The organism is Brevibacillus fluminis, from assembly GCF_052072235.1.
GTDB lineage: Bacteria > Bacillota > Bacilli > Brevibacillales > Brevibacillaceae > Brevibacillus_D > Brevibacillus_D fluminis_A.
This window is the reverse complement of record NZ_CM125436.1, coordinates 4,644,351-4,658,228: the sequence shown is the minus strand read 5'-3', so window position 1 is coordinate 4,658,228 and position 13,878 is coordinate 4,644,351. Positions and strand designations below refer to the sequence as shown.

Annotated in this window: 14 protein-coding genes; 11 read left to right on the top strand and 3 right to left on the bottom strand. The window is 54.4% G+C overall.

Annotation, left to right across the window (positions count from 1 at the left end):
• Positions 1-19 precede the first annotated feature (19 nt).
• Positions 20-1,072: a zinc-dependent alcohol dehydrogenase family protein gene (locus tag ACTID9_RS22900; RefSeq protein ID WP_441067170.1), complete on the top strand. Its 1,053-nt coding sequence runs from the start codon at positions 20-22 to the stop codon at positions 1,070-1,072.
• 36 nt (positions 1,073-1,108) lie between these two features.
• Here the strand turns inward: ACTID9_RS22900 and ACTID9_RS22895 are convergent, their stop codons facing one another.
• Positions 1,109-1,873, bottom strand: coding sequence for a MerR family transcriptional regulator (locus ACTID9_RS22895; protein ID WP_441067169.1), 765 nt, complete (start codon positions 1,871-1,873; stop codon positions 1,109-1,111).
• Positions 1,874-2,082: 209 nt separating this feature from the next.
• On the opposite strand from ACTID9_RS22895, the gene ACTID9_RS22890 reads away from it, so the two are divergent.
• The gene (locus ACTID9_RS22890) at positions 2,083-2,556 is read left to right on the top strand and encodes a MarR family winged helix-turn-helix transcriptional regulator (RefSeq protein WP_441067168.1); all 474 of its coding nucleotides are present in this window, start codon (positions 2,083-2,085) and stop codon (positions 2,554-2,556) included.
• 113 nt (positions 2,557-2,669) lie between these two features.
• Here ACTID9_RS22890 and ACTID9_RS22885 read toward each other — a convergent pair whose 3' ends face one another.
• On the bottom strand, positions 2,670-3,788 hold the full coding sequence (locus tag ACTID9_RS22885) for an RNA-guided endonuclease InsQ/TnpB family protein (protein WP_441067167.1): 1,119 nt from the start codon (positions 3,786-3,788) through the stop codon (positions 2,670-2,672).
• A gap of 179 nt (positions 3,789-3,967) precedes the next feature.
• Here ACTID9_RS22885 and ACTID9_RS22880 point away from each other — a divergent pair, with 179 nt between their 5' ends.
• From ACTID9_RS22880 to ACTID9_RS22870, 3 genes are all read left to right on the top strand, one after another.
• Positions 3,968-5,002, top strand: coding sequence for a threonine aldolase family protein (locus tag ACTID9_RS22880; protein WP_441067166.1), 1,035 nt, complete (start codon positions 3,968-3,970; stop codon positions 5,000-5,002).
• A 164-nt stretch (positions 5,003-5,166) separates the two neighbouring features.
• On the top strand, positions 5,167-5,301 hold the full coding sequence (locus ACTID9_RS22875; protein WP_441067165.1) for a hypothetical protein: 135 nt from the start codon (positions 5,167-5,169) through the stop codon (positions 5,299-5,301).
• Positions 5,298-5,693 (top strand): type II toxin-antitoxin system death-on-curing family toxin, encoded by a 396-nt coding sequence (locus ACTID9_RS22870; protein WP_441067164.1) that lies wholly within the window; start codon positions 5,298-5,300, stop codon positions 5,691-5,693. Before ACTID9_RS22875 ends, ACTID9_RS22870 begins: the two co-directional genes overlap by 4 nt.
• 209 nt (positions 5,694-5,902) lie before the next feature.
• On the opposite strand, the gene ACTID9_RS22865 is transcribed toward ACTID9_RS22870, so the two are convergent.
• Entirely contained in the window at positions 5,903-6,682 is a 780-nt protein-coding gene (locus tag ACTID9_RS22865) for a Cof-type HAD-IIB family hydrolase (RefSeq protein WP_441067163.1), read from the bottom strand.
• 207 nt (positions 6,683-6,889) lie between these two features.
• On the opposite strand from ACTID9_RS22865, the gene ACTID9_RS22860 reads away from it, so the two are divergent.
• The 6 genes from ACTID9_RS22860 to ACTID9_RS22835 all read left to right on the top strand — a co-directional run bounded on the left by ACTID9_RS22860 (position 6,890) and on the right by ACTID9_RS22835 (position 13,864).
• Positions 6,890-9,574: a sigma 54-interacting transcriptional regulator gene (locus tag ACTID9_RS22860; RefSeq protein WP_441067162.1), complete on the top strand. Its 2,685-nt coding sequence runs from the start codon at positions 6,890-6,892 to the stop codon at positions 9,572-9,574.
• 194 nt (positions 9,575-9,768) lie between these two features.
• Positions 9,769-10,071: a PTS sugar transporter subunit IIB gene (locus ACTID9_RS22855; RefSeq protein ID WP_441067161.1), complete on the top strand. Its 303-nt coding sequence runs from the start codon at positions 9,769-9,771 to the stop codon at positions 10,069-10,071.
• A gap of 12 nt (positions 10,072-10,083) precedes the next feature.
• Positions 10,084-11,433, top strand: a complete 1,350-nt coding sequence (celB, locus tag ACTID9_RS22850) for a PTS cellobiose transporter subunit IIC (protein ID WP_441067160.1) — start codon at positions 10,084-10,086, stop codon at positions 11,431-11,433.
• 26 nt (positions 11,434-11,459) lie between these two features.
• Positions 11,460-12,206 carry a chitin disaccharide deacetylase gene (gene chbG, locus ACTID9_RS22845; RefSeq protein ID WP_441067159.1) on the top strand — a complete coding sequence of 249 codons (747 nt, stop codon included), beginning with the start codon at positions 11,460-11,462 and terminating at the stop codon, positions 12,204-12,206.
• A gap of 6 nt (positions 12,207-12,212) precedes the next feature.
• Positions 12,213-12,545, top strand: a complete 333-nt coding sequence (locus ACTID9_RS22840) for a PTS lactose/cellobiose transporter subunit IIA (RefSeq protein ID WP_441072707.1) — start codon at positions 12,213-12,215, stop codon at positions 12,543-12,545.
• Positions 12,542-13,864 carry a 6-phospho-beta-glucosidase gene (locus ACTID9_RS22835; protein WP_441067158.1) on the top strand — a complete coding sequence of 441 codons (1,323 nt, stop codon included), beginning with the start codon at positions 12,542-12,544 and terminating at the stop codon, positions 13,862-13,864. Before ACTID9_RS22840 ends, ACTID9_RS22835 begins: the two co-directional genes overlap by 4 nt.
• Positions 13,865-13,878 lie beyond the last annotated feature (14 nt).

The window sequence follows — 13,878 nt, the reverse complement described above, 5'->3', positions numbered from 1 at the left end:
AACCAAGGGGGATGAAAAGATGAGAGCAGCGCAAATTATCGAGCAGCAAAAACCGTTGCGGATCGGCGAGGTACCCGATCCGACGCCGGGACCGAAGGACGTGATCGTCCGGGTGGAAGCGTGCGGGGTGTGCCGCAGCGACTGGCACGCCTGGATGGGGGATTGGGATTGGATCGGGCTGAGTCCGAAGCTGCCGATCATTCCGGGCCATGAGATGGGCGGTGTGATCGAAGCTGTCGGAAAAGAAGTGAAAAACTTCCGCGTGGGCGACCGCGTCACGACGCCTTTCCACGAAGGCTGCGCACATTGCGCCAATTGCTTGAGCGGGCATTCCAACCGGTGCGATAACCTGGCGATTTTCGGCTTCAGCTACGATGGGGCGTATGCCGAATACGTCCGTGTGCCAAACGGCGATTTCAACCTGATTCGTCTGCCCGATGAGGTCGATACGTTGACCGCCGCAGCGATCGGGTGCCGGTACATGACAGGCTACCACGGTGTCGTGCGCGGGAATGTTCAGCCGGGGAACTGGCTGGCGGTGCACGGGGCAGGCGGCGTCGGGCTGTCTGCGGTGCAGGTCGGCAATGCGGTCGGGGCGATGGTCATCGCGGTCGATGTGGATGACGCCAAGCTTGAGAAAGCGAAGGAGGAAGGAGCGGTGGCGGTCATCAACGCCCGGAAGGAAAACGTCACCGAGGCGATCAAGGAAATTACCAAAGGCGGGGCACACGCTTCCATCGACGCGCTCGGCATCCGCGACACGATCCTCAACTCCGTGCTCTGCCTGCGTAAAGGCGGACGCCACGTACAGATCGGCCTGACCACGAAGGAGGAAGGCGGGATGGTCGGCCTGCCGATCGATGCGATCACGGCGATGGAGCTGGAGATCGTCGGCAGCATCGGCAATCCGCATGCGGCCTATGACGGCCTGCTCACCATGATCGCCAAAGGCAGGCTGAATCCGGCGTCGCTCGTGTCCCGCGAGGTCGCGCTTGATGACGTGACTGGCATTCTCGATGAGATGACGCATTTTCGGACGTTTGGGTTTAATGTCATTACGAAGTTCAGATAGTGGAAAGGAGGAGCGCCATCGGACGCTCCTCCTTGCTCATTCCGCCAACCGGTCGCAATACACATGCATCGCTTCGCGCAAAAATGCCGCCAGCCCCGGATGATGCTTATCGATGTTTTTGGTAAACCGTTCATCCTGCACGTACAAATCGCCCAATCCGCGAAAAATCTCCGGCGTGCAGTCGTAAAAATTGGCGGTGATGTGCTCTCTTAGCCGGGCGACGGCCGCTTGCACCTGCGGGTCGGCGGGGCCGTTCGGCATACCGGCGATGACCTGCTGATAAATGTCGTTCCATTGGGCGTTAATGGATGCCCAATCGTCTTTGGTATAAGCGGAGGTCCGCTTCTCGCTCTCATCCACAATCTCTTTGCCGTACAGGCGGCGCGCCTCATCGGCGTACGTTTCCCGATGCTTCTCGATCTCTTCCATCGAGAAACCGTCGAACATTTTGTTCGTTTCCATTTTGTTTCCTCCCTCGATTGATTCAATGGTTTTGTCTACGGTGCGGATCATTTCCTCCAGCCGCCGCTTCTTTTGCAGCAGCAGCTCTCGATGAGACTGCAGGGCATGTTTGCGGTCGAATGCGGGATTGTCCAGAATCGCTTTGATTTCCTGGAGATTGAAGCCGATCTCTTTGAAAAACAGGATCTGCTGCAGCGTTTCCAGATTCTCATCGGTATAGAGCCGGTAGCCGGACGGCGTGGTCGAATCCGGCTTCAACAGGCCGATCTCATCATAATGATGGAGCGTGCGCACGCTGATGCCGACCAGCTCGGCTACGGCTTTTACTTTGTATGCCATCTCATCACCTCCACAAGTAGAGCGTACGTTATCACGTTGCGTGAGGGTCAACAGGAGTTTTTGTCTAGTATAAGCGAATCCGCTGCCGTGGTGAAATGGTGCAGCAGGAGGCGCTTTAGTGCTGCCATCCTTTGTATGATTGTTGACACAGTCCACTAAATCAGCTATCGTGATTGTTGACAAAGTCCACTAAAAAGGAGGGCGATCCTGTGAGGGAAACGGATCGGGTCATCGCCGATATTCGGCGGTTCAACCGATTTTATACCAATTTGCTCGGTGTGCTGGATAAGCATGTTCTCGCTACCGGCTATTCCTTTACCGAAGCGCGGGTCATCATCGAGATCGGGATGAGGGAGACATGCATCGCAAACGAGCTGGTTCAGCTGCTGGACATCGACCGCAGCTACATGAGCAGGATCATCGCCAAGCTCGGCAAAGACGGGCTGATCAGCAAGGAACAATCGCCCTCGGACAGCCGGACCAGCCTGATCCGGTTGACGCCAAAAGGAGTGGCGCTCTACGAGCAGCTGGACGTGAAATCGGATGAGCAGATCATCCGCTTGCTGCGGGGATTGTCCCCAAACGAAATTCAGGAAATACATGCAGCCATAGTCATGATTCACCAAAAGTTGAGCAGAGCGGGAGAGGATGTCAACTACCCACCACTTAGGCTAACGCCTTGAAGTGGGGGCTTGTAACTACCCAATAGTGCGAGCGTCTGACGACTCCTATCTTTTCTCACTCATACGAGCGTGGTGTTACCATAGGCAGGTTGACAGCTGCCCAACTACACAAGTCATGCTTGTGTAGTCACTCCAACGATGTACTCAATTCCTTTTCGCTGGAGATTCATAGCGCCAATGCGGTCGTCATTTGATCGATACCCGCACGTTTTACAGCAGAAGGCATGTTTTTTCTTATCGCGGTTGTCCTTCTCCGTGTGTCCGCATTTCGGGCATGTTTGCGAAGTATAGCTTGGGTCAACCACAATGACCTTGGAACCAGATCGTAGTGTTTTATATTCCATCATCTTGCGTAATTGGTAAAATGCCCAAGAGACCGTTTCATAGCGGTCTTTGATTTTCACACGTTCGGTGGCTTGGCGAACACCTGTCAAGTCTTCTACTACAAAGAGGGTATTTGCTCCATATCGTTCAACGAGTGCCTTTGATACCTGATGGTTCACATCCGTCATCCAACGGTTTTCTCGTTGCCCAATTCGCTTCAACTTTCTGCGAGCAGAAGCTGTACCTACTTGTTGCAGTTGTTTGCGCATGTGCTTGTAGTTCGAACGCTTATCCTTGATGGGTCTTCCTGTAAAAAACAATGATTTCCCTTGAGAGTCGTAGCTGACCGCAACAAAGTTGATGCCCATGTCCACACCGACAACTTGGTTGATGGTATGGTCGGAAGGTTCTTGCATTTCTTTTGTCATGGGGATATGCAAAAATAACTGGCCGTATTTATTTACCAGTTTTGCCGTACCAAACGACCAGGAACCGTCAAAGTATTGCTCCATTCCTTTCCTTTCGAATGGTACCTTCACACGACCTTGAAGCGTGTTAATCGAGAATCGCCCTTGCGTGAGAGAATAATCTCGATTCCACACAAGATCGTATTCAGGTTTCCGAAAGTGTATTTTTGTCCAGTCATGACCGTTGCTTTTCAGGGACTGGTAGCGAGCAAGTACCGTTTTCATAACCGATTGTGCCATTTGAGAGCGTAAAAGATAGACGGAACGCAACCGTTCATAGGTCATTTTGTGTAATTTCGCTTGTGCTACCTGCTTTAGTTCGAACACAAGAGAAGATACGTAATTGCAGCCAGCACGGTAAGCATCAAGTGTTTGTTTCAGTAATTCAATCTGTTCAGATGTTGGATTGATCTTGATTTTCGCTGTCATTGTCATTTTCATGTCTTGTCACCTCGCTTTCACTAAGAAAAGTATACCATGCTAGTTAGTGGAAATTTATCCAAGAAAGGAGTAGCAGGAGAAAAATTCGGACAACGGAACAGGCAAAAGCCTGTCCTTGGCCGAAGCGCATTTCTCCCCCACCTATAGAGGTAGGGGTCTCCTGCGCTAATACCGATGAAATGATACGGTTTGAAAGCGATTATACCGAAGGCGCCCACGAGCACATTTTGAAGCGGTTGGTGGAAACGAATGAGGAGCAGACATCCGGATACGGGGTCGATCCGCACTGTGAAAGAGCGAGAGAATTCATCAAAAAGGCGTGCGATGCGCCAAATGCGGATGTTCACTTTTTAGTTGGCGGAACGCAGACCAATATGACGGTCATCGCCTCCATTTTGCGTCCGCACCAAGGGGCCGTGACCGCTGCTACGGGCCATATCGCCGTACACGAAACGGGAGCGATCGAAGCGACTGGGCATAAGGTGCTCCCTGTGCCGAGCGCGGACGGCAAAATCACGGCGGAGCAGGTCAAGGAAGTATACGATGCCCACTGGAACGATGTGACACACGAGCATATGGTACAGCCGGGACTGGTGTACATTTCCCACCCGACGGAAAATGGAACCACCTATACGAAAGCGGAACTGGAGGCATTGAGCAGAGTGTGCCGGGAGTGCGGACTGCCTCTGTTCATGGATGGCGCCCGTATGGGGTACGGCCTGGCTGCACCGGATAGCGACCTGTCGTTGGCCGAGATCGCCAAGCTGTGCGACGTCTTTTATATCGGCGGGACCAAAGTCGGCGCTTTGCTGGGAGAAGCGGTCGTTATCGTGAACGACGCCCTGAAAAAAGATTTCCGGTATATGATCAAGCAGCGCGGCGGTATGCTCGCAAAGGGCAGATTGCTGGGCATCCAGTTTGAAACGTTGTTTGAAGACGGCCTGTATGTGGACATCGCCAAGCATGCGGTCGATTTGGCGATCATGATCCGGGATGCGTTCGCCAAGAAAGGTTTTTCGTTCCGCTACGATTCCACCACCAATCAGCAGTTTCCCATTTTGCCGGATGATGTGCTGGCGAAACTGAAAGAAACGTATTCCTTTTCGTTTTGGGAGAAATTCGATGATTCGCACAGCGTGGTGAGATTTTGCACGAGCTGGGCGACCAAGCGGGAGAATGTGGAGCGGTTAGTTGCGGATATTGAGGCGTTGTGATGGGGAGTTTTGAAGTAACGCAATACTAGAGGAGTTTGGGATTGCGATGCTTTGTCATATACTGAACAGATCGGGTGGATAGTAAACACAACAAAAGGTACAGTGTTCAGGGGAAGGAAATGAAGTAAACTAGAAGAAAAACGTCTGGGGGAAGGTGAGTCGAAATGGGGCAACAAAAAGAGTACGAGAAAGAAGAGAAGAACGAAGAATATGAGTTTGAAAAAGAATTAAACACGGAAGCGCTGGATGTTGTGAAACGCTTGTATGACAAGACCTTCAAGGATTTGGTTGATAGATGATTTTTTTAACCAAAGAAACTGCAATTGAGATCAACAGACAGATGATAGAAGAGTACAGTAAGGGAGAGATGGTAGGAGTAAAGGATGAAGCTTTGCTTGAAAGTGCCATTCATCGGCCCCTGCAAACAATGTTTGGTGAATCACTTTATAAGGACATATTTGATAAGGCAACCGCAATATTTGAATCCATTGCGAAAAATCATGTGTTTCAAAATGCAAATAAACGAACCGCTTTCGCATGCATGGCCTACTTCTTGTTTATTAACGGTCATGTGCTGGTGATGAATGAAAAGAAGGCGGCAGATCTAACGGTAGGATTCGTGGTCGGTGAGTTAACTTTCGAGGAGGTCTCACAATACATTAGAAAAAACTCTTATTACAAAAGTAAGTAGCCGTATGAAACTTCTCGGTAACAAGCGTCTGAATGGTCCGCATGCCAGTGTGTATCGCCGCGCTTTTGTTCTTCATGCGCGAGTCTTTCCTTTGTTAAGGTTAGTTATCAATCATTCGTTGAGTTGTACGATAGGGAATAGACTTTGAAATGCACGCTACAAAAACAGCACCGCGCCCACTCGCTGCGGTGCTGTTTTGCATTTCACCTCTATGATGTAATCAACCCAACATACTGCAGCCCGTGCGTAATCCCGCCCTCATCCACATGCCTGGTGATGTAGTTGGAGAACGGCTTCAAATCGTCATGCGCGTTGCCCATCGCGATCCCCATGCCGACAAAGCTGAGCATTTCCTTGTCGTTGAGACCGTCTCCGAACGCAACCGCCTCTGCCGGCGACAGGCCGAGGTAGCGCAGCAGCGCCTCGATCCCTTGCGCTTTGGAGCCGCCTTTTGGGAACACATCGATGGATACATGGTGCCAGCGGATGAACGAAAGGGAAGGGAGTGACTGGTGATAGCGGTCTTCTTCAGCAGCAGGACAGTAGAGCAGCGCTTGAAAAATGTCGGCTTCCTTCCAGAAATCGGGACGGCTTGGCGGCATCGGCACCTTTAAGTGATCGAATGTTTCGATGATATACGGATGCTCTGCGTGGGTGGAATAGCTTTCCTGGCTTCCCTGCAAGACGAGCGGATGCCCAAGCTCTGCGGCGAGCTGCCGGAATGCTTCCATATCAGCCTGCGGAATATGGCGAGCGTAAATCGGCTTGCCTTTGTAGACAACATAGGAGCCATTAAAGCAGACGAACGAATCAATCCCGCATTCCTTGGCGATATGCGTGAAGTAATACGGGGCTCTGCCTGTTGCGATGACGACTTCCACCTGCTGTTCCTTCAGTTTGCGGATCGCTTCGATGGTGTCCTGCGGAATGTGCTTGTCGTCATTAACCAGCGTGCCGTCAATATCAAAAAAGACAATTTTGTAAGCCATGCAAGGTCTCCTTCTCCGAGATGTTTTTTTATCTATCTCGATCTCCTATCTTTCATGAGTATACCACGCCAAAATAAGCCGCGGGTATGTGGCAAGCGAAATAATTGCGTGCCGCAGGAGGAAGGTTTTTCCTGGATATTGTGGAAAAGGAATTCCCATACAACTGCGATGCACGACTCTATACGATACGCACGGGCTGGTGAAAGGATGAAAAAACGGATCGATGTGCTCTACCAAAAACTGCTGGATCTTGGTCCCGGGAGCAGGAGCAGCGCGAGTCAGCTCGCCGACCTATTAGGGCTTGGCCGTGCCAATGTGAGCAGCGATCTCAATGCGCTGTGGAAGGCAGGCAAAATTGAAAAGATCGAAGGGCGCCCCACGCTGTTTTTTGCCAAGGCGCCGCAAGAATCGCTTTACCGTGCGGAAACGACGCTGGACAAGCTGGCGCGCACGAACAAGAGCTTGCTGACCCCGATCGAGCAGGCGAAAGCGGCGGTGCTCTATCCGCCGCGCGGGATGCACTGTCTGATCCTCGGCGAGACGGGCGTGGGCAAATCGTCCTTTGCGGGACTGATCCACGCGTATTCCATCGATATTGGACGGCTGGGGGCGAGCGCGCCTTTTGTCGTGTTCAATTGCGCGGATTACGCCAACAATCCGCAGCTGTTGATCAGCCAGCTGTTCGGGGTGAAAAAAGGGGCGTATACCGGGGCGGAGCACGACCGGAAAGGGCTGTTGGAAAAGGCGGACGGCGGCATCCTGTTTTTGGATGAAGTGCACCGGCTGCCTGCGGAAGGGCAAGAAATTTTTTTCACCTTCATGGATAAAGGGATTTTCCGCCGGATGGGCGAGTCGGAGGTGGAGCGGACGGCACAGGTGCAGATCATCTCCGCGACGACGGAGACGCCGGAGTCGAGCTTGCTCAAAACGTTTATCCGCCGCATCCCGATGATCATCAAGCTGCCTTCGCTGGTGGAGCGGGGCATGGAGGAGCGCTTCGGCATCATGATGAACATTTTCCGCGAAGAAGCGTGCCGCCTTGAGCGGGAGATCCAGATTTCGGCCAGCGCGATCCATGCGTTTTTGTCCTACCATTGCCCGAACAATATCGGTCAGCTGAAAACCGATATCCAGCTGACGTGCGCGAGCGCCTACGCAGAGTTCATTTCGCTGAAAAAAGAGCAGCTGAAGGTGACGGTGCAAGATTTGCCGCACCATGTGAAGCAGGGGCTTTTGCTTGCCAAGGAACAGAAAAAGGCGCTCGAGGAGCTGGTCGGAACCGACCGCAAGTGTGTTGTCGTGCAGCCTTCGGAGGAGAGCTTGTTTTGGATCGAGGGGGAGACGGACGAGCCTGCGGACAGCGTCTACAATAAAATCGAGCAAAAAATTCATGAGCTGCGCAACCAGGGCGTCAGCGAGGAAGAGCTGGAGTTCGACATCGAACAGTATTTCACGCAGTTCATCAAGGGCGTTCATCAGCGGATCAACAAAGAGGACATGGCGCGCATCATCGATCCGGTGATCATCAATCTGGTGGAAGACATCGTCCGGTACGCCGAGGCGCGGCTCGAGAAGGTGTTCAGCCAGAAGGTAATTTATGGGCTGGCGCTCCATATTCAGACATCCAAGGAGCGGCTCGCCCAGGGAAAGCAGCTCGTCAACCGCCATATCAACGATGTGCGGGTCAAATACAAGCGCGAATTCGCCGTAGCGCTGGAATGCGTGCGCATGATCGAGGAAGCGCTCCTGATGGATTTGCCGATTGGCGAAGCGGGCTATCTCACGATGTTTTTCGTGCTGGACGAAGAGAGTCAAAACGAAGAGCGCGAGACGGTCGGGGTGCTGGTCATCACGCACGGTAGCGGCGGAGCGACCGCGATGGTCGATGTGACCAACAGGCTGTTGGTGACGGATTATGCCAAGGCGCTGGATTTGCCGCTGGAAGAGGACGCGATGAAAATTTTGGAGCAGGCGACGGCCATGGCGCGCGAGATGTGCGGGCCTGCCGGACTGTTGCTGCTGGTCGATATGGGGTCGTTGCTCGGGTTCGGCGAAATCATCGCGACCGAGCTGGGCATCCCGGTTCGGGTAATCTCGATGGTCAGCACGCCGCATGTGATCGAGGCGACACGAAAGGCGATGCTGGGCCATTCTCTCGATGACATTTACCGCGATGTGATCAGCGTTTCGCTGCTGCAGCCAGGTCAGGCGATCCGGGAAACGCCCCGGCGTACGGCACCGTCGCTCGCGATCGTGGCGGCGTGCCTGTCGGGAGAAGGCAGCGCGCTGTTTTTGAAAAAGCTGCTGGAGTCCCAGCTGCGCTACGATGACCAATTGCTCACCTTCCTCCCGCTGCAATTGATGGACAAGGCCGAGGCGCGCAGGCAGCTGAAAAAAATCAAGCAGGAGCGGAAGGTGCTCTGCGTCGTCAGCAATTACTTGCTGGACAAAGATTTGCGCTGCTACGGGATGGATGACGTGATCAACGGAGAGGCGTTAAAAGACATCCAGCAGATGATCGATCTGGAGGAAGCCTACGCCAAAATGGAGGAGACGCTCCGGGAGCATTTGCGCCGCGTGGACGGACAGGCTGTCTTGCGCGATGTCAGCGCCTGCGTGGCACGGATGGAGGAGCATTTGCAGCAAAAGCTCGATTTCGATACGAGAATCGGCGCCTATCTGCACATGTGCTGCCTGGTGGACCGACTGAAGGGCGAGGCTGCATCGATCGTCTGTTCCGAAAAGGAAACGATTTTGCGCAACAACAAAAAGCTGTACAAGGTGGTGCGGCACGAGCTGCAGCCGCTTGCTGACGAGTACGAGATCAGCTTTTCCGACGATGACATTTGCTTCATCATGGTGATCTTTTTAAACAGTAAAACACTAGCGTGATTAGTGTTTTATTTTTTTCATTTCGTTTACGAAAAACAAAACACTAAAGCGCTTACATCAAACAGTATGAAGGCGGTGTCGTGAAACGGGAGCCGCATGACGCATTCCTGCGAGAAAGCGCCTTCATTTTGGTGTTTTGGCATCCGAATTGCTTTGATTTTCCAACAAGTACGTGGGGAAAGGAGGGATGCGGGATGAACATATTGCTTTGCTGCTCTGCGGGGATGTCGACGAGCCTCTTGGTGCAAAAGATGAAGCAGGCAGCGGACGAGAAGGGCATGCAAGTGAGAATTTGGGCGGTAGGCGCCGAGGAGGTGAGCCAGCATATCGCCGAGGCGGATGTGCTGCTCCTTGGCCCGCAGGTTCGCTACAAACTGACCCAGATGAAAGAATTGGCAGCGGCTCGGGGGATTCCCGTCGAGGTGATCAGCACGATGGATTACGGGACGTTAAACGGCAAAAAAGTGTTGGAATTTGCGCTCAGCCTGAAAAAGTAGAGGAGGGTGAGTATGTCGGGATATCTTTCATTCATGGAAAACCGCGTCATGCCGGTCGCTGGCCGGATCGCGGAGCAGAAGCATTTGCAGGCGATTCGCGACGGAATTGTTTTGACCATGCCTTTGTTGATCATCGGCTCTATTTTCCTCATCATCGGCTTCATACCGATTCCTGGTTACAGCGACTTCATGGCAGGCATTTTCGGGGATCAGTGGCTCACGAAGCTGCTGTATCCGGTCAACGCCACCTTCGACATCATGGCTTTGGTCGTCAGCTTTGGCGTCGCTTATCGGCTGGCGGAAAAATACAAAGTCGATCCACTGTCGGCCGGAGCGATCTCGCTAGCCGCTTTCCTCTTGGCGACTCCGTACACTTCGATGTTCACGCCAGACGGGGCGGCTACGGCGATCAAGGTGACCGGCGTGATTCCCGTTGCGCTGATGGGCAGCAGAGGCTTGTTCGTGGCGATGATTTTGGCAGTCCTGTCGACGGAAATATACCGCAAGATCATCCAGAAAAAAATCGTCATCACGATGCCGGACGGCGTGCCGCCAGCGGTTTCCCGCTCTTTTGTCGCCCTGATCCCGGCCTCGGTCGTGCTGATCGTCGTCTGGCTGCTGCGCATCCTGATCGAAAACACCACGTTTGAAAGCATCCATAACATCGTGTCCGACGTGCTGTCGGGGCCGTTGAACGCACTCGGGAGCAGCCTGATCGGCGCGATTGTGGCGGTTTTGCTGATTCAACTGCTTTGGTCGGTCGGGATGCACGGAGCCACGATCGTCGGCGGGGTCATGAGCCCGATCTGGCTGTCCTTGATGGACCAAAACCGCGCCGTATTCCAGGCGAATCCGGCGGCTGATCTGCCGAATGTCATCACGACGCAGTTTTTCGATATGTGGGTACATGCGGGTGGGTCAGGGGCCACACTGGCTTTGGTCGTGCTGATGATCACCCGGGCGCGCAGCCAGCAGATGAAGCAAATCGGCCGCCTTTCCATCGGACCTGGTCTGTTCAACATCAATGAGCCGGTGACATTCGGGATGCCGATCGTGATGAACCCGCTGCTGATCATTCCGTTCATCGTCACGCCGATCGTGTTGGTCATTGTCAGCTATGCCGCGATGAAGCTGGGGCTGGTCGCGAAGCCGTCCGGCGTGGCCGTTCCGTGGACGACACCGCCGATTATCAGCGGCTATTTGGCAACAGGCGGAAAAATCTCGGGCAGCGTGCTGCAGCTGTTCAATTTCGTGGTCTCTCTGGTCATTTACTACCCGTTCTTCCGGCTGTGGGATAAGCAAAAGCTGCAAGAAGAAAAGAACGCGCAAGCCGGGTCTGCGAACAACACGGCATCGCTGTAATGACCGGAACCGATGGGAGCTGGCACATGAAGCTGATTGTGAACGCGGATGATTTCGGCTATTCAAAAGGTGTGAATCTTGGGATTGTGGAAGCGCATGCGGAAGGGATCGTCACATCGGCGACCATGATGGTCAACATGTATGCCTTCGATCATGCGGTGCGTCTGGCTGCAGCCCATCCGGCGCTTGGGATCGGGATTCACCTCGTGCTGACGTGCGGGTACCCCGTGACGGATCAGGCGAAAACGTTGGTAGATGCGGACGGGCGGTTTCGCCGGGGACAGGAGCATTTGGACGCGGCCGATCCACTCGAGGTCGAACGGGAGTTCACGGCGCAGATCGAGCGCTTTTTGGCAAGTGGGCTTGTGCCGACACATCTGGACAGCCACCATCATGTGCACGCCCATCCCGGTATTTTGCCCGTCGTACTGAGGCTTGCGGAGCGCTACCGGCTGCCGATTCGCAATCCGTGGACTGCTGCGCCGCAAATGAGGCCGGCCGATCGGAGGATTACGACGACCGAAGCGTTTTCCCACCGCTTTTACGGCGATGGCCTGACGGAAGCGACTCTGCTTGCGATTGTGGAAAAGCTGGCGGACAGCGCGACCGCCGAGATCATGTGCCATCCTGCTTATCTGGATGCGGAACTGCTTGCGGGCAGCTCTTATGCGCTGCCCCGGACGCGGGAGCTGCAAATTCTGACATCGGCGGCGGTAACGTCATTCATTGCAAAACGACAGATACCATTGTGCACGTTTAACGATATCGGATAGGTGGAGATCCATGTGGAGCATACGGACGTGATTTTTCAATTGATCTTGCACGGGGGGAATGCGCGCAGTCTCGCGATGGAAGCGATCGCGCTGGCAAAAGGCAAAGACGTGGCGGCTGCGCGGCACAAGCTCAGCTGCGCGGCGGAAGAACTCAGCCGTGCGCATCATCACCAGACGACCTTGATCCAGAGAGAGGCGGCGGGCGAGCAGACGCCGATCAGCATGCTTCTGATTCATGCGCAGGATCACCTGATGAACGCCATGACGATCAAAGAGCTGGCGAGCGAATTCGTCGATCTGTACGCAGCGCTTCACGCGGAAAAGGAGGCGAGCGTATGAACGGAATCAAAATTGTCACGATCGGCGGAGGTTCCAGCTATACGCCCGAGCTGGTCGAGGGCTTCATCAAGCGGCATGCCGCGCTGCCGGTCCGCGAGCTGTGGCTGGTCGATATTCCCCAAGGAGAGGAGAAGCTGCGGACCGTCGGAGCATTGGCAAAGCGGATGGTCGAAAAGGCCGGTGTGCCGATCGAGGTCCATCTGACGCTGGACCGGCGGGAAGCGCTGGCCGGTGCGGACTTCGTCACCACACAGATGCGCGTAGGCTTGCTCGACGCGCGGATCAAGGATGAAAAAATTCCGCTGAAGTACGGGGTGATCGGCCAGGAAACGAACGGGCCGGGCGGGTTGTTCAAAGGCTTGCGGACCATTCCGGTCATTTTGGACATTTGCCGCGAGATGGAGGAGCTGTGCCCGGATGCGTGGCTGATCAATTTCACCAATCCGGCGGGAATGGTTACGGAGGCGGTGCTGCGCTACACCGACAGGCGCAAGGTCATCGGCCTGTGCAACGTGCCAATTGGCATGAAAATGGGTGTAGCCGCGCTGCTCGGCGTGGAGCAGGAGCGGGTGCACATCGATTTCGCCGGGCTCAATCACATGGTGTTCGGGCTCGCGGCGTATGTGGATGGCGAAAATGTCACAGCGCAGGTGATCGACAGGCTGACGGATGAGCAGGCGGGCATGACGATGCGCAACATTTTCGATCAAGGCTGGGACAAAGATTTTCTCAAGGCGCTCGGTGTGCTGCCGTGTCCGTATCACCGCTACTACTACCAGACCGATCTCATGCTGGCACATGAGCAGGAGGCGGCGCAAAAAGACGGGACCCGCGCCGAAGTCGTCAAAAAGGTGGAAGCGGAGCTGTTTGAACTGTACAAAGACCCGAATCTCGCCATCAAGCCGCCGCAACTGGAACAGCGGGGCGGCGCGTATTACAGCGAGGCCGCCTGCAATCTGATCGATTCGATCTACAACGATCGGCGCGACATCCAGCCGGTCAATACCCGCAACAACGGCGCGATCGCGGGCATTCCGGGCGAGTCCGCAGTCGAGGTCAACTGCGTGATTGCCAAGGAAGGGCCGATCCCGCTCGCAGTCGGCGAGCTGCCCGTCCCCGTCCAAGGGCTTGTGCAGCAGATCAAATCGTTTGAGCGCGTCGCCGCCCAGGCAGCCGTGACCGGCGATTACCGCACGGCACTGCTCGCCATGACGATCAATCCGCTCGTCCCCTCCGACGCCGTCGCCAGACAAATTCTGGATGAGATGCTGGAGGCGCACAAAGAGCATTTGCCCCAGTTTTTCAAGCCGGTTTCATAGGCAAAAAAGGAGGG

What these genes read in the sequence shown, in the direction of transcription:
- ACTID9_RS22900 (WP_441067170.1), top strand. Translation starts at nt 20, where the DNA reads ATGAGAGCAGCGCAAATTATCGAGCAGCAAAAACCGTTGCGGATCGGC.
- ACTID9_RS22895 (WP_441067169.1), bottom strand. Translation starts at nt 1,873, where the DNA reads ATGGCATACAAAGTAAAAGCCGTAGCCGAGCTGGTCGGCATCAGCGTG.
- ACTID9_RS22885 (WP_441067167.1), bottom strand. Translation starts at nt 3,788, where the DNA reads ATGAAAATGACAATGACAGCGAAAATCAAGATCAATCCAACATCTGAA.
- ACTID9_RS22880 (WP_441067166.1), top strand. Translation starts at nt 3,968, where the DNA reads ATGATACGGTTTGAAAGCGATTATACCGAAGGCGCCCACGAGCACATT.
- ACTID9_RS22875 (WP_441067165.1), top strand. Translation starts at nt 5,167, where the DNA reads ATGGGGCAACAAAAAGAGTACGAGAAAGAAGAGAAGAACGAAGAATAT.
- ACTID9_RS22870 (WP_441067164.1), top strand. Translation starts at nt 5,298, where the DNA reads ATGATTTTTTTAACCAAAGAAACTGCAATTGAGATCAACAGACAGATG.
- ACTID9_RS22865 (WP_441067163.1), bottom strand. Translation starts at nt 6,682, where the DNA reads ATGGCTTACAAAATTGTCTTTTTTGATATTGACGGCACGCTGGTTAAT.
- ACTID9_RS22860 (WP_441067162.1), top strand. Translation starts at nt 6,890, where the DNA reads ATGAAAAAACGGATCGATGTGCTCTACCAAAAACTGCTGGATCTTGGT.
- ACTID9_RS22855 (WP_441067161.1), top strand. Translation starts at nt 9,769, where the DNA reads ATGAACATATTGCTTTGCTGCTCTGCGGGGATGTCGACGAGCCTCTTG.
- celB (WP_441067160.1), top strand. Translation starts at nt 10,084, where the DNA reads ATGTCGGGATATCTTTCATTCATGGAAAACCGCGTCATGCCGGTCGCT.
- chbG (WP_441067159.1), top strand. Translation starts at nt 11,460, where the DNA reads ATGAAGCTGATTGTGAACGCGGATGATTTCGGCTATTCAAAAGGTGTG.
- ACTID9_RS22835 (WP_441067158.1), top strand. Translation starts at nt 12,542, where the DNA reads ATGAACGGAATCAAAATTGTCACGATCGGCGGAGGTTCCAGCTATACG.